This window comes from Enterobacter sp. HK-058-C-ECC (assembly GCF_047531125.1).
Lineage (GTDB): Bacteria > Pseudomonadota > Gammaproteobacteria > Enterobacterales > Enterobacteriaceae > Enterobacter > Enterobacter quasiroggenkampii.
The window spans coordinates 796,924-813,865 of the sequence record NZ_JBLKCH010000002.1 but is presented as its reverse complement, the minus strand read 5'-3'; the positions used below and the strand labels follow the sequence as shown (position 1 = coordinate 813,865).

General features: G+C 55.5%; 13 protein-coding genes, 2 tRNA genes and 1 pseudogene. 5 read left to right on the top strand and 11 right to left on the bottom strand.

The window, feature by feature from the left end; all coding sequences use genetic code 11:
- Window positions 1–18: 18 nt before the first annotated feature.
- Window positions 19–94: transfer RNA gene (locus tag ACMWJS_RS08100), tRNA-Asn, on the bottom strand.
- Between the two features lie 320 nt (window positions 95–414).
- Between ACMWJS_RS08100 and nac the strand changes: the two genes are divergently transcribed.
- Both nac and cbl read left to right on the top strand, forming a co-directional pair.
- Window positions 415–1,332 carry a nitrogen assimilation transcriptional regulator NAC gene (gene nac, locus ACMWJS_RS08095; protein ID WP_045908128.1) on the top strand — a complete coding sequence of 306 codons (918 nt, stop codon included), beginning with the start codon at window positions 415–417 and terminating at the stop codon, window positions 1,330–1,332.
- A gap of 96 nt (window positions 1,333–1,428) precedes the next feature.
- Window positions 1,429–2,379 carry an HTH-type transcriptional regulator Cbl gene (gene cbl, locus ACMWJS_RS08090; protein WP_414746914.1) on the top strand — a complete coding sequence of 317 codons (951 nt, stop codon included), beginning with the start codon at window positions 1,429–1,431 and terminating at the stop codon, window positions 2,377–2,379.
- A 42-nt stretch (window positions 2,380–2,421) separates the two neighbouring features.
- Here cbl and ACMWJS_RS08085 read toward each other — a convergent pair whose 3' ends face one another.
- Entirely contained in the window at window positions 2,422–2,577 is a 156-nt protein-coding gene (locus tag ACMWJS_RS08085) for a hypothetical protein (RefSeq protein WP_414746913.1), read from the bottom strand.
- Window positions 2,578–2,690: 113 nt separating this feature from the next.
- Here ACMWJS_RS08085 and ACMWJS_RS08080 point away from each other — a divergent pair.
- Window positions 2,691–3,096 (top strand): annotated as a pseudogene (locus tag ACMWJS_RS08080) (LysR substrate-binding domain-containing protein); the annotation flags it as partial.
- A 188-nt stretch (window positions 3,097–3,284) separates the two neighbouring features.
- Here the strand turns inward: ACMWJS_RS08080 and ACMWJS_RS08075 are convergent.
- Entirely contained in the window at window positions 3,285–4,838 is a 1,554-nt protein-coding gene (locus ACMWJS_RS08075) for a bifunctional metallophosphatase/5'-nucleotidase (protein WP_414746912.1), read from the bottom strand.
- 132 nt (window positions 4,839–4,970) lie between these two features.
- Between ACMWJS_RS08075 and ACMWJS_RS08070 the strand changes: the two genes are divergently transcribed.
- Complete coding sequence (locus tag ACMWJS_RS08070; protein WP_414746925.1) at window positions 4,971–6,098, top strand: cytoplasmic protein; 1,128 nt, start codon at window positions 4,971–4,973, stop codon at window positions 6,096–6,098.
- 130 nt (window positions 6,099–6,228) lie between these two features.
- Here the strand turns inward: ACMWJS_RS08070 and ACMWJS_RS08065 are convergent, their stop codons facing one another.
- Window positions 6,229–6,726, bottom strand: coding sequence for a hypothetical protein (locus ACMWJS_RS08065; RefSeq protein ID WP_414746911.1), 498 nt, complete (start codon window positions 6,724–6,726; stop codon window positions 6,229–6,231).
- 249 nt (window positions 6,727–6,975) lie between these two features.
- The gene (locus tag ACMWJS_RS08060; protein ID WP_414746910.1) at window positions 6,976–7,896 is read right to left on the bottom strand and encodes a LysR substrate-binding domain-containing protein; all 921 of its coding nucleotides are present in this window, start codon (window positions 7,894–7,896) and stop codon (window positions 6,976–6,978) included.
- A 141-nt stretch (window positions 7,897–8,037) separates the two neighbouring features.
- Here ACMWJS_RS08060 and ACMWJS_RS08055 point away from each other — a divergent pair, with 141 nt between their 5' ends.
- The gene (locus ACMWJS_RS08055; RefSeq protein WP_414746909.1) at window positions 8,038–8,454 is read left to right on the top strand and encodes a RidA family protein; all 417 of its coding nucleotides are present in this window, start codon (window positions 8,038–8,040) and stop codon (window positions 8,452–8,454) included.
- 143 nt (window positions 8,455–8,597) lie between these two features.
- Here ACMWJS_RS08055 and ACMWJS_RS08050 read toward each other — a convergent pair.
- The 6 genes from ACMWJS_RS08050 to ACMWJS_RS08025 all read right to left on the bottom strand — a co-directional run bounded on the left by ACMWJS_RS08050 (window position 8,598) and on the right by ACMWJS_RS08025 (window position 16,804).
- Window positions 8,598–8,673 (bottom strand) — tRNA-Asn (locus ACMWJS_RS08050).
- A 164-nt stretch (window positions 8,674–8,837) separates the two neighbouring features.
- A complete protein-coding gene (locus ACMWJS_RS08045; protein ID WP_414746908.1) occupies window positions 8,838–11,027 on the bottom strand; it encodes a TonB-dependent siderophore receptor in 2,190 nt (729 codons plus the stop codon).
- 26 nt (window positions 11,028–11,053) lie between these two features.
- Window positions 11,054–12,379 (bottom strand): lysine N(6)-hydroxylase/L-ornithine N(5)-oxygenase family protein, encoded by a 1,326-nt coding sequence (locus tag ACMWJS_RS08040; protein WP_223539215.1) that lies wholly within the window; start codon window positions 12,377–12,379, stop codon window positions 11,054–11,056.
- Window positions 12,376–14,118, bottom strand: coding sequence for an aerobactin synthase IucC (gene iucC, locus ACMWJS_RS08035; RefSeq protein ID WP_414746907.1), 1,743 nt, complete (start codon window positions 14,116–14,118; stop codon window positions 12,376–12,378). Before iucC ends, ACMWJS_RS08040 begins: the two co-directional genes overlap by 4 nt.
- The gene (locus tag ACMWJS_RS08030; RefSeq protein ID WP_414746906.1) at window positions 14,115–15,062 is read right to left on the bottom strand and encodes a GNAT family N-acetyltransferase; all 948 of its coding nucleotides are present in this window, start codon (window positions 15,060–15,062) and stop codon (window positions 14,115–14,117) included. Before ACMWJS_RS08030 ends, iucC begins: the two co-directional genes overlap by 4 nt.
- Window positions 15,062–16,804, bottom strand: coding sequence for an IucA/IucC family protein (locus ACMWJS_RS08025; protein ID WP_414746905.1), 1,743 nt, complete (start codon window positions 16,802–16,804; stop codon window positions 15,062–15,064). Before ACMWJS_RS08025 ends, ACMWJS_RS08030 begins: the two co-directional genes overlap by 1 nt.
- Window positions 16,805–16,942: the final 138 nt, after the last annotated feature.

The window sequence follows — 16,942 nt, the reverse complement described above, 5'->3', positions numbered from 1 at the left end:
AAGCAGGCTTTTCAAATTTGGCTCCTCTGACTGGACTCGAACCAGTGACATACGGATTAACAGTCCGCCGTTCTACCGACTGAACTACAGAGGAATCGTGTGAACGGGGCGCATATTATCGACCTGCGTTCACCTTGTCAAAGGGTGGATCGCCGCCTTTTGATCGTTTGCTGACAAAATCGGCAAAGTGATGTTTTTGACAGCGGAATGCACCGCTTTGGTGCGGATATACCTCTAATGGGGCAGATCATAAACTGCTGTTTCGGTAATAAAACCCCCCTCCATGATTAGGTTTCCTTATTTTCAGGCGCTTAGCGCCCAATTCAGACCGCCTGGTAAAAGTGGCATTCATATTGCAAAACCTGTTCAACAACGACAGCCGGTTCCGGCACAGCATTTCGAACAGGGGGCAAAATGAACTTAAGACGACTGAAATACTTCGTAAAAATCGTCGATATCGGCAGCCTGACTCAAGCGGCAGAAGTGCTGCATATCGCGCAGCCTGCGCTGAGCCAGCAGGTGGCTACTCTGGAAGGCGAGATGGATCAGCAGCTGTTGATCCGCACCAAACGCGGCGTCACGCCAACGGAAGCCGGTAAGATCCTGTATACCCATGCGCGCACCATTCTTCGCCAGTGTGAACAGGCGCAGCTGGCGGTGAATAACGTGGGCCAGACCCTGAGCGGACACGTGTCCATCGGGCTGGCGCCGGGTACGGCGGCATCGTCCATTACCATGCCGCTTCTGCAGGCCGTCCGCGCTGAGCTGCCTGAAGTGCTGGTCTATCTGCACGAAAACAGCGGTTCTGTCCTGAATGATAAACTGCTCAGTGGCCAGCTGGACATGGCGGTCCTTTACGATCGCTCTCCGGTTGCCGGGATCACCAGCCAGCCGCTGCTGAAAGAAGATCTCTACCTCGTGGGCACCCGCGACTGCCCGGGCCAGAGCGTCGACCTTACCGCCGTGGCAGAAATGAACCTCTATCTGCCGCGCGACTACAGTGCCGTGCGCGTGCGCGTGGACGAAGCGTTCTCCCTGCGCCGCCTGACGGCCAAAATCATAGGCGAAATCGACTCGATCTCCACGCTGACCGCAGCCATTGCCAGCGGCATGGGGGTGACCGTTCTGCCGGAATCCGCAGCACGCTCGCTGTGCAGTGCGGCAAACGGCTGGATGGCGCGGATCACCACGCCTTCCATGAGCCTGCCGCTGTCGCTGAACATGTCCGCACGCGGTTCGCTGTCGCCACAGGCGCAGGCGGTAAAAGAGATTTTGATGTCGCTGGTCAGCAAGCCATCGCTTGAGAACCGTGAACTCCAGCTCGTGAGCTGATATTCCATAAAAGCATAAGATGCTGGTTTTTATTATTTGTTCTGCAGCACGGCTGACTCTAACAATAGAGCTATGTCAGATGCGCCGGAGTGAATCGTGAATTTCCAGCAACTTAAAATTATCCGTGAGGCGGCCAGGCGGGACTACAACCTGACCGAGGTCGCCAATATGCTTTATACCTCCCAGTCCGGCGTCAGCCGCCATATCCGCGAGCTGGAAGAGGAACTGGGCATAGAGATCTTTATCCGTCGCGGCAAGCGGCTGCTCGGCATGACGGAGCCGGGTAAGGCTTTGCTCACCATCGCTGAGCGGATCCTCAACGAGGCCAGCAACGTGCGTCGCCTGGCGGATCTCTTCACCAATGACGCCTCGGGCGTGCTCACCATCGCCACCACCCACACCCAGGCGCGCTACAGCCTGCCGCCGGTGATTAAAGCGTTCCGCGAACTTTTCCCTGACGTCCGTCTGGAGCTTATCCAGGGCACGCCGCAGGAAATTGAAGTGCTGCTGCAAAACGGTGGGGCGGATATCGGCATTGCCAGCGAACGCCTGAGCAACGATCCGCTGCTGGTGGCTTTCCCCTGGTTCCGCTGGTACCACTGCTTATTACTTCCGGTCGATCATCCGCTGAATCAGGTTTCTCCCCTGACGCTGGAAGACATTGCGAAATGGCCACTCATTACCTACCGCCAGGGGATCACCGGACGCTCGCGTATTGATGAAGCCTTCAACCGTAAAGGGTTAACGCCGGACATCGTGCTGAGCGCGCAGGATTCTGATGTGATCAAAACCTACGTCGAACTGGGGCTGGGCATTGGGCTGGTGGCGGAACAGTCCAGTGGAGAACGCGAAGACGGGAACCTGGTGCGTCTTGACACACGTCATCTGTTTGACGCCAACACCGTATGGCTCGGCCTGAAGCGTGGACAGCTGCAGCGCAACTATGTGTGGCGCTTTATCGAGCTCTGCAACGCCGGGCTGTCGGTGGATGAGATTAAACGTCAGGTCATGGAGCCGGAAGAAGTGGCGATTGATTATCAGATTTAGGTGCGGGTTTGCCCGGTGGCGAGTGCTTACCGGGCTCGCCACTTAGCTGAATGGGTATTTTCTAAAGACCGCCTGTGATTCGAATGATTCGGCAAGCGACTGGATCGCGCTAAACTCCGCTGCACTAACGACGTGCGGGATCATCGACTGCATAAACGTCCAGACAACCGTGCTGGTAATGGCCACCTGATTAGGCACTGTGGTGACCGGACGCACCTGCAGTAATCTATTTCTTCAGTATCAAGGGTTAGTATTACTGACATATGGTCAGGTTGCCGCTGTATATCCAGCGCAGATAAGGAAGTCCTTTCATGTCGGATTTCCCACCCATTGCCAGTTTACGAAGCTTTGAAGCCGTCGCCCGTCCTGGCTGCGTGATGCTGGCGATGGTGCCGTCATTTGGATGCCACTGGTTATTACCGCAACTGGCTCGTTTTCGGGCCAAATATCCGCTTATCACCCTGCGCATCCAGGCCAGCGCCTGCAGCAGGAAGGGATAGATATGGCGATACGGATGGGGCAGGGGAACCGGGAAGGGAGTGAAAGCCATTATCTTTTTTCCGATGAGCTTATTGTGGGGGCCGCACCGGGCTATAACGGGGGCGTGCTGCCCGCTACGCCGTCTGACATTGCAAAGAGTCATCTTATTTTTCCATGGAGTCGTGGAAAACGTGGTGCGTGAATGCGGGGCTTAAGAAAGAGATCGTGCCTGCCGGCAGTTGACCGGATCCTGAACGCTTTATTCATAATCATGTCCATAGCTGTAGCTTAATAATCCGTCCCTTTCAAAAAGCGTACTATTCCTGTTAAGGGTCCGTGCAAATGCAAGAACCCTTTTACGCTATGCGGTCAAATTGATTGTTAACGGAATAGTCGCTTCTGGAATATGTCTGCGATCTTAGCCTTTATTTTTTAACATCAACTACGCGCATGCCGTTAAGCTGTTCATCAGTAATGGTATTGCCCGCTTTGAAGTAATCGATCACGGCGTTAGAAACGTAGTAACCGCCTGTTGTATTACGCGTTTTACCCTCGGTAAATGTGGTAAAACCATCTCCGCCGTCGGCAAGGAAGCTCTGGGTGGCAATGTGATAGACTGTCGCATCCTCAATCGGTTTACCATTAAGGGTAAATGAGACGACCCGCTGACCGATGGGTTTACTGCTGTCATACTTCATTTCCACGCCTTTTGATACCTGCAAAACGCCATTAGTTAGGCCTGCGGCATGTTCCATCAACGTACGCAACTGTTTACCCGTGAGATCCATCGTGGCCAGTTCGTTAGGGAAGGGGAACGTACTGATCACGCCGCCTATTGTAATCGCACCAGACGGGATCTCATTGCGGATACCCCCCGAGTTTGTTAAGGCGAGCTGTGTATTTTTACCCGCTGCCACCAGCAAAGCATCCGCAGCCAGATTTCCCAGAGAGGCTGATTCACCATACGCACGCGTCAATTCAACCGGCGACTGCGCCACCGTTTTTTGAACCTCTTCATCAAGTTTCTTATTCCAGCCGTCGATTACCCGTTTCGTCTGCGGGTCGGGCTTCCACTCATCTGCATAAATGGTTTTAAGCTCAAATTTTTTCATCGTAAACTGATGCGGCTTCGTGTAGTCCAGTACCAGTTTACCCACATCAATACCGCCGCTGTCGGTCGAGAGGATCAGCGTCTTGCCGACTTTAATCGGTTCCGGCGTACCGACATGCGCATGTCCCGTAATCAGAATGTCCAGACCTTTCACCTGGCTTGCCGTTTGAATATCTTTATCCAGGGCACGGCGTACGTCTGTCCCTCCCATACTGGACTGACGCGCCGGCGTGCCTTCATGAACCAACAATACGGTCAGGTCAGCTTTTCCTTTCAGTTCATCGAGATAGCTCTGCAGCCACTTAATTTCATCTCGCGCTTCAATACCTACGCGCGTGGCCGCAGAAACGGTATCATTGAAGGCAAACACGCCGTGCAAACCAATGACGCCAATTTTCACGCCATCTTTTTCGACAATGGTATAAGGTTTATCCCAGAATAGTTTGTTGCTGTTCTGATAAAATATATTGCCCTGTACAACAGGGAATTTCGCCTGGCTTAACTGTAATAACGTATTATCCCAGCCATGATCAAATTCATGATTACCTATCGTGACAGCATCAAACGACATGGTGTTCATAATGTCAATAATAGCCTTTCCCTTCGTTAAACTACTAATATAAGGGCCTGTAAAATAGTCGCCTGCATCAAAAAACCATGTTGCTTTACTTTTGGTTTTTTCCTCTTTCACCAGGGTGGTGATATTCGCCCAACCACCAACATCGCGTTTCCCGTCAGCAATCCAGGGGACTTTATAAGGTTCCACATGCGCATGGAGATCGTTGGTATAAATAAGCGTGACATCCTTGGCGCATGCCCAAAATGGTAATGCCAACAAAATACCTGCGGTAACCGCTTTTATATTCATAACCCGTTCCTTTCAGTTATATAAAGATGCGTTACTTTACGTTCTGAAAGCATTTTTTATGCGAGTCTGCTCACACAATCAGTCTGGAGGTATGAGGCAAAATCATCGACCTCTTGAAATCGTTGGTGACGCATAGTGACTCTATTTACGATTAATACCTGCAAATCGTTTGGTTGCCGAAATTTAGGGCTACCCATATCTGCCTCTACAGACTACAGTTGGCCAGACTACAGACTGGGATTTCCGGCATTACACTGTCGGGCATGCGGAAGTTATCCCCCGCTTTTTGATGAGCAACACTTTAATGAATGGTTGTCTGCGCACTTACGCGCCTATGCTTCAGAAAACGGTTATTTTTGTCCTGAATGTTATAGGCAAGATATTATTTTTTATGGTTATAACCCGCAGGGAACACAGCGCGTTCAGTGCCGAATTTGCAGGAAAGTCTGGACACCCAAACAGCAAAAACAAAGAAAAAGAGTAACCCCTGCATGCATTGAAACGGTTCCACTTATTGTGCCGTTCCAGGGAAGTTGTGCAGAACAGAAATTGTATGTTCTGCTTAGCTTCGATGCTGACAGTGGTCATATTCTTCATCTTTCCACAAATTTTACTCAGCATGATATTGGTGAGACTTTGCGTTATCGCTGGCGAGGGAAGCGTGAGCCCGATCTGCATCAACATGATATTGTCAGTCGTGTTGATATGCGTGAAATGCAATTTCTACGTCGGAGCCAGTTTGATGAAATTCAGTATGGCAGTGCGGCCCTCAAGCGTAATGCCAGAGGTGCGATACTGCGTCCCGTCATCGCCGCTCACGGGCATTTTCGCGTGCTGAACATCCTTTTTCCTGAGGTAAAAATGCACGTTATTTCACACGAATGCTTTCTTCGTGGAGCCGCCATTACCGCCTGGGCAGATCTGTTTCGCGAGCGGCAAGGCGAGCTTTGGTTTATAGAAGAGGAGATCCATGAGGGGGAGTGCGATATACCCTGGACTTTTCAGCGAACAACACAGCACGGCTGGTGGCAAACTCAGTGGCAGCTTTGGGGGCAGGGCAAAAATCTCAAGATGGTTTGCCCGTTAACCGGTGGTGATATCAATAATGCTAAAATGCTCTCTTTGAAGGCCAGTAGGCACTTTATCGATTGGCTATACAAACAAACGAATTTTACCCATAGTGCCAAACTCTCTGCAGGGCGTGTAACGCAGGTTCTTCTTTCCCTGATGCATGACTATAACGATAAACTTGCGGGATAGGTTCTCAATACGTGGTGTATTTCGTCAAGGGTTCATGTAGATACATGAACCCTTTTAATTTATGCAGAGAAGTCAATTGGTTATAAAAATCTGATGATCAATTGCATCTATTTATTATAATTATACTTTTTTACAAATTTGCATGAATGGGTGCCGTAGTGATTACGTCAGTAAGCTCCTTTTCGTTAAACAATCTTGCACGATAGGCCTCCCCAGGGAATTGAGGCGCACCATCAGGTAAAGAAATTACATCGTAGATAGTTGCAATCATATTACCATTCACATCGCTAATAAAGAATGAACGAGCGTGGCAGGTAAAAATAGCGAAGTAATCATCATGGTCAAAAACGCCACCCATAAAATCAGTCCACTGGACGATAGGTTTTGTGGGCAGTTCAATCGGTGCATGAATTTCCACAGCTGTTTTGGCAGCTAAGTCTACTGCATAGAAAAGAATGCGAGCCGGAGGTGTTGAATAAGCATCGCTTGTTGCATTGTCATTCATCGGGCGAATAACAGGATTTTCATTTGCATCAAGACAAGATAGATTATCAAAGACAGATAAAACGAATTTTCCTACTGTCGGGTCGATATATTCTGCAAATGCACTATTATTCGTGATGCACACAGTGTGAGCATCATTTTTAGCAATGGAATATATAAGAGGAACCAGTAGGAGAAGGGATATTACGGTAGCGCGGTAATTAACGGATTCAGTAAAGAAAGTATGCTGTAACCGTGACGCTCTGGCCTTCAGCGTTCGTGGTCTTACCCGAGATGATTTCGCTCCGGTGGCAGAGCGGGGAAGTGATTTTTATTTGGTGACGGCAGGAGATAAAACAATACTCAGAAAAGCGAATCAGAGGCTGGGATATTGCTACTTATTATTGGAATTTGGGACATGCTGCTGCATCAATTCAACGATCCAATCAATAAAAACGCGCAGTCTGGCGTTGACATGGCGGTTAGGTGGAAATGCCAGGTACAGGGGCATTGGCTTAATACGCCAATGTTCGAACAGCCGAATCAAGGAACCACAAGCCTGATGCGCTTCTGCCATATAGACGGGTAGCGCAATTACGCCTAATCCCGCTAACCCAGCTTCGAGGTAAGCATTGCCATCATCCACTGCAAGCACGTAGCTGCCCTTGATTTCAATATGTTCACTCTCGCTGTGCAGTACCAGAGGATCAATCTTACCGGTGCGTGAGGATAAGAATCCCACTATGCGATGGTCGGTGTTGTCCAGCTCACGCGGATGCGCAGGGGCGCCAAGGCGTTCCACATAGCTCGGTGCGACGTAAACACCGATTTGCAAATCGCCGACATGGCGTGCGATCAGGGACTGGTCGTTAATTTCGCCACCGCGCAGGACGCAATCTACGTTGTCGCCGATCAGATCCACCACCCGGTCACTCACACCCATGTCGAACTGGATATCAGGATAGCGTGCGTGAAAAGTCGGCAGCGCGGGCACCAGCACCAGGCGGGCGAGAGGAGTGGGCACATCTATCCGCAGGCGTCCCCTGGGCGTCATCGTCGCGCTGGACAGGCTGTTTTCAGCATCTTCTATGTCCGCCAGCAGGCGGATGACGCGCTCGTAGTAGATCGCGCCATCGGGAGTGACGCCGAGCCTGCGGGTGGTGCGATGGAGCAGCTTGACGCGCAGGCGCGCTTCCAACTGCTGAATAAGCTGCGTCACCGTGGTTTTGCTCATATGAAGCGTTTGGGCAGCCTTTGTGAAGCTACCTGCCTCCACCACGCGAGCAAAGGCGCGCATCGCATCGAAACGATCCATCACTTGTCCTCTCTTTTCACCGATTGTTTGGATATTACAAACAATGATGGACAAAGTCGCTTGTTTATCCGCCAGAACCTGCACCTGTAAAGTGTCTGTATGTTCACCGGGCAGATTTCGCCTCATTGCAAAGGTACAAACATGACAGCACGCGAAGCAGTTTTCCCCTCCGGTCGGCAGGTGCTCTATGAGCGCAATCGGTATTCACCCGCCATCAAATCCAACGGTTTCCTGTTTGTTTCGGGGCAGGTGGGTAGCCGCGAGGATGGTTCGCCTGAACCCGATCTGAAAGCGCAGGTCCGGCTGGCATTCGATAACCTTAATGCTGTCCTAGCGGCTGCGGGCTGCACGTTCAGTGACGTGGTTGACGTGACTCTCTTTGTCGTCGATCCCGAGTCAAACCTCGACGCTATCTGGAGTATCCTGCCAGAATATTGGGGGGAAGCGCCTTACCCTACGTTGACGGGGATCGGCGTGACGTGGCTGTACGGATTCCAGTTTGAGATAAAGGTGATTGCCCGGCTGCCCACGAGTCACGATAAGACAGAGGTAAATTGATGAAAACAGCGGTTTATTGCCCGGTGGCGCTGCGCTTACCGTGCCTACGGTCCCGTAGGTCGGGTAAGGCGAAGCCGCCACCCGACAATTTTACCCGACGCAGAAAAGCAAAAAGCCTGCTTTAAAAGCAGGCTTTTCAAATTTGGCTCCTCTGACTGGACTCGAACCAGTGACATACGGATTAACAGTCCGCCGTTCTACCGACTGAACTACAGAGGAATCGTGTGAACGAGGCGCATAGTAGCGACCTCACTACGCCTTGTCAAAGGGTGAAAACGCACTTTTCGTTCGTTTGCCGACAATTTCAGCAAATCGCTGATTTAATAGTAAATTCGCTTCGAAATTACACAGCAAAATGCGCCGCCCGCAGGCGGCGCGCAGGATTAGAACAGAACGGAGTAGTTCAGACCAAACGTCCGTCCGCGGCCTTTGTAGGTATACAGACCTGGTGCACCATAGGTTGGGCTATACAGCCCCGGCGCGCGCTGGCCCCAGGCGGTGGTGTAGTCTTTGTCCAGCAGGTTTTCCACGCTGAAGCTGACTTTACCCACCGGCAGGGCGTAGCTGCCCAGGAAGTCGACCGTGTTGTAGCCATCGATCTTCTTGCCGTCGGCGTCAGAGACGTCAAAGGTCTGCGTGCTCTGTACGCGCAGGGTCCAGTCGCCCGGCGCCCAGTTGATCCACGCGCTGGCTTTTGACGGGCTGGCGCTGTCGACCGTCAGCTTCTCCCATTTCCCGTTTTCGCGGGTTTCAGACTTAATGGCGTTAAAGTTCGCGCCCGTGCTCCAGTCGCTGTCGGTGAAGAAATAGTCCACCTGGCCTTCCACCCCGTAGATACGACGCTTGTCGTCTTCCAGGTTGATGGTCATGTCCGTCTTGTTGATGGTGATGGTTTTATCCGAGAGCGAGTAATACGCCGCAACCTGCGTGCGCAGGTTATCCCCGGTGTAGCGCCAGCCCAGCTCATAAGCGTTGACCTTGATACCGTCCAGCTTCGAGTCGTTGACGTTGACGCTGTTCAGCAGGCGATAGTGACCGTTGCTGAGCTGATAGGTCCCGGAGCCGTAGTACTTCGCCAGGTCCGGAATTTCGAAGCCCTGAGAGAAGTTAAACCACACCTGCTGCTGTTCGGTCAGGCGACCAAGGATCCCGGCGTTAAACAGGAAGTTGTTGTAATCGGTTTTCCCACCCGGCACCGCGTCGGCGGAGGTGGCTTTCCCGGTAGCGATGGCCTGCTGCTGGGTGTAACCGACAAAATCGTCTACCTTGTTCTCGGTGTACTGGTAGCGCACGCCGCCGCTCAGGGTGATGGCGTCAATATCGTAGCTGGCCTGCAGGAACGGGGCGAGGTTGGTGATGCTGTAGCCCGGGTAGCGGCCCACGTTGTAGGCGTTATCCAGCTCCATGCCGCCGCTCGCCGCGGCTTTGCTCAGGTTAAAGAACTGCTGGTTGGCGTCGAAGATTTCGTGGTCGGCATCCATACCCCAGGTCAGCGTCAAATCATCCACCGGCTTGCTGTTCAGCGTCAGCTTGCCGCCGTAAAAATCGGTTTTCTGCTGCGACGCGCCGATGCTGCTGACCACGCCTTTGGTCAGGGTCGGGAACGGATAGTAGGTCAGGCTCTCGTCGCGATAGTAAATCTGCGCGACCAGATCCTGGCCCCAGAAGTCGGTATTAGAGTACTGCAGGTTGATCAGATGGCGCTCGGTACCCGGCACGCGGTCAGAATCGAGGTTACCTTTGTTGTACGCGGTCGCATCCCCCGTGACCGCCGAGAAGTTCTTCCCGAGATACAGACCATGCTTGCCGTCGGACTCGCTCTTGTAGTACTGAGTGGTCAGCTGCAGCTGCTGGTGATCGTCAATATTGAGGGTGCCTGTGCCCATCACATCGATACGGTCGGAATACTGTAAGCCGGTCTGGGTGTTATCAATAATCACCTCGTCGCCGTTGCCGTCATACCAGCCGCCGTAGCGCTGATACGACACCGACAGACGACCGGACGCGTTATCGTTGCCGCCGCTGACCGCTGCCGATACGTTCTCATCATGGTCGTTGTGGCTGTTGAACCCGCTTTTAGCACCCGTCTGGAACTCGACTTCGGTCTCAGGCTGGCCCTTTTTGGTGACGATATTCACCAGACCACCGGTGCTGCCGCCGCCGTAGAGTGACGTGGCGCCGGAGATAACCTCGATACGGTCAATGTTGAACGGATCGATAGAGTCCAGCTGGCGGCTGTCGCTGCGGGACGAGTTCAGGCGCACGCCGTCCACCATCACCATCATGGAGCGGCCGCGCAGGTTCATGCCGTAGTTGGTACGCCCCTGGCTGCTGACGTCCATGCCCGGGATCAGCTGGGCCAGCACTTCTTTAATCTCTTTCCCACCCTGAACCTGCTGCTCAATTTCAGCCCGCTCAATGACCCAGGTGGTCTGCGCCATCTCCGCCACGCTGCGGTGCGCACGGCTGGCGGAGACCACGATATTTTCTTCCTTTTGTTCTTCCGCCCACGCAGAGGTAGAAAGCATTGCAAGCAAACAAGGATTTAAAACCCAAAGATGAGAACGTTTCATTGTTATGTTGACCCTGATTGTGTGTGTCAGTACTCGGTGGTTTTTGCTAATGATTTAAAAACCTGGCTGTTCTCCGGGCTGGTGGTGCTTCGCCAGTGGATAACGCCAGGGGTGGTAGCCAGCTCAAACGGCTCGTCGGCGTGCGCGCGATTCAGAATGCGCGCCGCGCGCCAGGCCATCAGGCTGAGCTGGGGTTCGGCAATGCCGAGACGGTGCATCCCGGCATTCACGGCAAACAGGCGGTTGCTCTGCGGACCGTCCCATTCGAGGGTGAAATCGTTGTTGATGCAGAAGGCTTCGTCCGTATCCAGATGCAGGCGGTGAGACAGCGGCGCCAGGAACGCAGGCTGCACGGCGCGATAGCCGGTGGCAAAGATCGTCACGTCGCTCTCCAGCTGCTCGCGGCCGCCATCGAGGTGATGCTGTATGCTCAGGCGCTGGCCGTTTTCCAGGCGCGTCAGGGCTGTCACCGAGCGGGACGGCATCAGGTGCGCCCAGGGTTTTTCACGCAGCACTTCGAAGCGGTGATACATCGCGCGGTAAATCGCCAGCAGTGACTCGGTGGTGATGCCGTCGGAGGTCATCTTCTGCTCGTGCAGCATCTGCCGACGCGCCTCTTCACCGAGCGTGGAGAAGCTGTCCACGTACTCCGGCGTGAAATACTCGTTAGCAAAGGCGGCTTCATCCAGCGCGTTGTAGTTGTTGCGGCGCGAGACCCAGTTCAGGCTCAGCGGCTGGCCCCATTCGCCACGGAAAATATTCAGGAACAGGTCGGCGCCGCTCTGGCCGCCGCCGACGACGGTGACGCGCTTGCCCGTAAGATCCGGCGTGCGCAGCATCATCTCGCTGGCGTGGAAGCAGGTATCGTCCTGCACGGTGACGCAGTCCGGCAGGTTGATCTGCTTACCGATCCCTACGCAGACGTGGCGCGCCAGGAAGCGGTCGCGCTGGGTCACCACCTCAAACAGGCCGCTTTTCTCATCAAAGCTCACCTGCTGCACCTGCTGGCTAAAGGACAGGTTGGTGAGGTTGTCCGCCGCCCAGCACAGGTAATCGGCAAATTCTTCCCGCGAAACGGTGCGCTGTTCGGTGGTCAGGAAGCGGTAGAACTTTTTACGCTGCACCAGGTAGTTCAGGAAGCTGTGGCGGTTGGTCGGCTCCACGGCGCTGACCAGATCCTTCAGGAAGCTGGTCTGCATGTGGCAGTCCGGCACCATCATCCCCGGGTGCCAGGAAAAGTGCGGTTTGCGCTCAAGAAACAGCGAGCTAAAGCCGTCCAGCCCTTCCGCCAGCGCGGCGATGCTGAGGTTAAACGGGCCGATACCAATGCCGATGAAATCATAGGTTTTCATTGCGCTGACTCCCGGGAGGCCAGAAAAAGAGGGTTATCAAGGTCGGTGACGTAGTTCGGCAGCATGCGGCTGCCGCCGTCGTGTTCGGAGAAGGTCAGTTTGACCGGGTTGAGGATCACGCGAATAATTTGCGGCTTAAACAGGTCGAACTTCGCGAAGCGGTCGGCAAGCTCGGGGTGCGCGGCCATATAGCGGTGCAGAACCCCGGCGAGGATCTGATAGAAACGCGTTTCGCTGACGCCACTTTGCAGCGTGAGGCGTGAGATAAAACGCAGCACCGTGACAAAGTTGCCGGTTTGCAGATCGTGGATGATGTAATCCGCGCTCAGGCGTGCCGTGACGGCCTTCACCTGATCAGGCAGGCTCTGGGCCTGCGGGAAATCTTCATCCACAAGGCGCATATCGCCCTGAAAATCCTTCAGCAGGATGCGCTGCGGGACGTAATTCTTCATTACAAGCGTCACGTTCTGGCCGTGGGCGATCAGCGCCACGCCGTAGCGGCAGAGCAGGTGATAGAACGGGATCACCGATGCCTCAAACATTTTTTCCAGCCATGCGTCGGCGCTTAACCCGGAGCGACTGATCCACGCGTCGATCAGCGCACACCCGGCGTTGTCGGTTTCCATTAGCGCCGCCAGCAGCACCGCCTGTTCGCCGTCCTGCAGATAGCAGGACGGGTTCTCGCGCCAGATCACGCCCAGCATCTCCTGGTAGCGATAGGGCGCTTTCGGCAGCGCCGCATAGCCCGGGTGCGAGAGGTATCCAGCAGCGGGCTCACCCAGCACCTGCGCGCCAGAGCGGGCAAGCGTGGCGTCGCTGGCGAACTGCTGCTGCAGCCAGCGCGAGGCCAGCGGCCCGGCGGCAATGTATTTGCCCGGAATACCGCGATAGCAGGAGGTGTTGTAGATTGTCAGCGGGAGCTTGATGTCAAACGGCGCGCGACGGCTGGCGTTGGTGAGCGTGCGCAGGGACTGCTGTGCCAGGTACTCATCGCCAAACTCGCCCAGCTCAACCATCTCACCGCGTGCCAGCTGCGCCAGGAAATGAATGGCGATCTTCTGCTGCCACTGCCACGGGTGCAGCGGCACCGGCAGCCAGCTCTCGTCGAGGCCCAGCGCCTGCCTGCGGGCGTCAAAGCGGGCGCGCTCGGCGTTGTCCATGGCGCTGGCCAGCAGGGCGCTGATATCGCAATCGACGTCGCTGCTCCAGACCAGATGCTCCCGCTGAACGGCGACCCAGTGCAGACGAAAACGTCCGCGATACTCCGGTGCGTACTGACGCAGCGCGTCCAGACCCCAGCCGCGGCGGCCTTTGTTGAAAATAAACTTCGGGTGACCGCGCATCAGGCACTGTAATTCGTCCGGGTCGAGGTGGATCAGCGCGTCCGCGTCCAGCGCTTCACGCGCCTGCAGCAGCTGTATGTCGCCGCGCAGCGTGGCGTAGAGATCTTCCATGTGCTCCGCCGTCTGCGCGTCACTCATCTCCAGCACCTTCGCCAGCTGCAGCAGCGCGCTCTCCGCCTCCACGGCGGCACCGCTGGCGGTGGTCAGGCTGTCCGGGTCGATATGCAACCAGCCCCAGATCCCGCGCGTGGCGCTAAACTGCCAGGACTCGTTGCCCATGGTGATGCGCCAGGCGTCAGACGCAAGCGGCTCGGCGCGCAGGGTGCGTTCATACTCCAGCTCGGCGAGGATCTTCGCCACCATCTCGCGGTTAACTTTTTCCCAGAGCGCGTTCACAGGCCCACCTCGCTGAAGAAGCGGTGACGCTGGCTCATAATGAGGCGCGAGCGTTTATGCGGGAAGTCGAACTCTTTCACCGTGTCGAAACCAGCAGAGTCCAGATGGCGGAACAGGCGCTGGTTGTCGAAGCGTGGCTCGGCGACAATCCGCGTGGTGCGCGGTTCATCAAGATACAGGTAGTGGCTCAGACCGCGCAGCCAGCTGCGGATATACTGCGCACCGCGCCAGTTCTCTTCGCCCACCAGCATGTGCAGCCCGCGGTCAAACGGCTGCCAGCGGTAGTGGCGGCCAATACGGTCTTCCGCCGCCCAGTAGAGTTCAAAATAGCCGAACGGCTGGTCGTCGAAGCAGCCGATAACCGGGTAGCAGTAGGTCGAGTCGAGCTGACGGCGCAGGTAGTTTTCCTGCTCGGCCTGCGGGCCCGCCATCTCCCAGAAGGCGTTCACGCGCGGGTTGTTCATCCAGCGGGTAAAGCGCTCGCCGTCCAGCGCCACGTCGGCCACGCGGAAGCTGAGGGTGCGCTTAATTTGCGGATCGTAACGGCGATACACTTCGCCCTGCGGGCGGTGAGGGCGCAGCGGGAAGTACAGTTGACGGCTCTCGTCAAACTGCATTCCGCCGCTCGCCTGATGCCGTTCGCCTTTCAGCCACAGCGGCAACTGCCAGAAGGCATTGCGCGCCAGATAATCACCGTGGGCCAGGCCAAACAGCGCCTGCGCCTGGGGTTCATCCTGCCAGTCCGCCCACGGCAACGTAATGCCGGTCAGCGCGGGGGCGGCCACAAACAGCTGATCCAGGGCTTCCACCAGCCAGCCGTCCGGGATCCCCTTCAGACGCTCCAGCACCGCGCTGCCGTCGAGACCCAACGCCAGCGGCAGGGTGCGATCCGTTGTGGTGCAGCGAAAGCCATAGCCGGAATGGACGATATTCGCGATAGCCATCACGCCTTCTCCTTGTAAAACGGGTTGCTAAAGTCGAAATAGATCACCGCCGGATCGGCGATGGTGTTTTCATTGCGATCGTGCAGGTAGCAGAAGAAGTTGCCTTTGCAGTTCCAGGTCGGGCTGTCGAGCACGTAGTCGAGGCAGCGGGTCTGCTTCGCCGTGCGGCGCAGTTCCGCCAGCGCGTCGCGCACCCGGGACATCAGGTTCTCCTCGCTGTCAAAACCGGCGGCAGCAAGGGCGGCGGTAACGGCAAGGGTAGAGTTCAGCAGCAGGTAGTAAGGGAAGTAGCGCAGCAGCTGGCTCTCGCCAAAGCGGTTTTCCACCTCAGTTTCACCCGCCTCTTTCAGCCACGCGTCGGCGCTTTCGGTCCACGCGCTGCCCTGGCAGTCGCGATAGATCAGCCCGACCGGGAAATCCTGCTGCATCTCAACGAGGATATTTTGCTGGTGCGCCAGCAGGACCAGACCGTAGTCCGCCTCGGCGCTGAACAGCGGAAGCAATACGCGGTCGCAGTAGGCGTCCAGCCAGCAGCGGGCGGCCTGGGCGAGCGGTAAATCAAGACGCTGGCTCAGACGGCGCACCGCCGCAGCGAGCAGGCTGTCACCGCCGTCCGGCGCGGCCTGCGTCAGGCTCACCAGCACGTTGGTCTGGGTGTCTGGCGTATCGAACAGCAGATTAACGCGCAGGGCCATCAGGCTCTCTTCCTGAATGACGCCGCTGTTATCGCGCAGGCCCGCCCAGCCGTCTTCCTGCATCACGCGCATGGTCGGGTAGCGCGCCTGTAATTCCTGCCAGCGTTCCGTTTTTGCCAGACGCGCCAGGCGCATGCCGCGCTTCACCTCTTTCACCGACAGCGTGCGCACGGAGTTGGTCAGGCGCACGCTGAGGGAGAACTTAATCATGTCGCTGTTGGTCTCGCTGTACAGCGAGCGGGAGGAGCTGGTGGGCAGCCACTGTGCGCCCGCTTCACCCAGATCCTGCAGTGAACCGTCTTTCGCCAGACGCTGGCACCAGTTCTGCTCCAGCAGATAGTCGGCTTGCCACGGGTGCATCGGCAGCAGCCAACGGGTGTCGGTGAAGTGGCTGAGCAACTCGGGCGCGCTCTGGGCCGCAAAGCGCAGCAGACGTTCACGCAGGGAGACGTTCAGGCTGTCGCCGGCAACGAGCGTGCTCTCAACGGCAAACCAGCGCAGCGGGAAGCGGGAGGCGAAATCAGGCAGGTAGCGACGCGCCTCGGTTTCGTTGAACGGCTCGTGCGACTTCGGTGCCGGGTGAAACGCATGGCCGACCAGCAGCGCCTGTTCCGCGTCGGCAAACGTCAGAGGCTTATCGCGCAGGGTTGCCCAGCGGTGGCGTAAATCAATCGCCTGCCAGGTATGGACATGGCTTTCGAGAACGCGCTGCTTAAAACGCGCCAGCGTATCGGCATCCAGCGAGCCTTTTACGGACGGTTTTTCAAGAATTAAATCAACCAGTTGAGAGAATGTGACAGCGTCACTGCGGTCGCTGTTGCTCTGAATAAGCGTTGCCGGGAAACGGTACTGATGATGCTGGGTGGGAGAGAAATAGCGTACCGGCACCCGAAGCGCCTGGGTTTGGGAAAGCGGGATATGGATCTCAGATAGCGCATCCGCATCGGTAGCGGGGAGATAGCGCCAGTCCTTCGTTTCGCGCAACAGGGCGTTTAAAAAACACTGGGCTGCAACGTCTGTACCGGCGGCGCGGAGCAGAGCACGCATAGATGTACCTCATTCCATGATTGATAATAATTCTCGTTATGATATTCATTCTGTTTACAGTCGCAACCATTTTTGCAATATTTGTTTTCATAAACTTCATAATTTCCACACATTTATTGACACTATGTTCACATTCTC

Excerpts from the sequence above, each read along its gene's own strand:
- ACMWJS_RS08060 (WP_414746910.1), bottom strand. The coding sequence starts at position 7,896 with ATGGATCGTTTCGATGCGATGCGCGCCTTTGCTCGCGTGGTGGAGGCA.
- nac (WP_045908128.1), top strand. The coding sequence starts at position 415 with ATGAACTTAAGACGACTGAAATACTTCGTAAAAATCGTCGATATCGGC.
- ACMWJS_RS08075 (WP_414746912.1), bottom strand. The coding sequence starts at position 4,838 with ATGAATATAAAAGCGGTTACCGCAGGTATTTTGTTGGCATTACCATTT.
- ACMWJS_RS08055 (WP_414746909.1), top strand. The coding sequence starts at position 8,038 with ATGACAGCACGCGAAGCAGTTTTCCCCTCCGGTCGGCAGGTGCTCTAT.
- ACMWJS_RS08045 (WP_414746908.1), bottom strand. The coding sequence starts at position 11,027 with ATGAAACGTTCTCATCTTTGGGTTTTAAATCCTTGTTTGCTTGCAATG.
- ACMWJS_RS08025 (WP_414746905.1), bottom strand. The coding sequence starts at position 16,804 with ATGCGTGCTCTGCTCCGCGCCGCCGGTACAGACGTTGCAGCCCAGTGT.
- ACMWJS_RS08040 (WP_223539215.1), bottom strand. The coding sequence starts at position 12,379 with ATGAAAACCTATGATTTCATCGGCATTGGTATCGGCCCGTTTAACCTC.
- ACMWJS_RS08030 (WP_414746906.1), bottom strand. The coding sequence starts at position 15,062 with ATGGCTATCGCGAATATCGTCCATTCCGGCTATGGCTTTCGCTGCACC.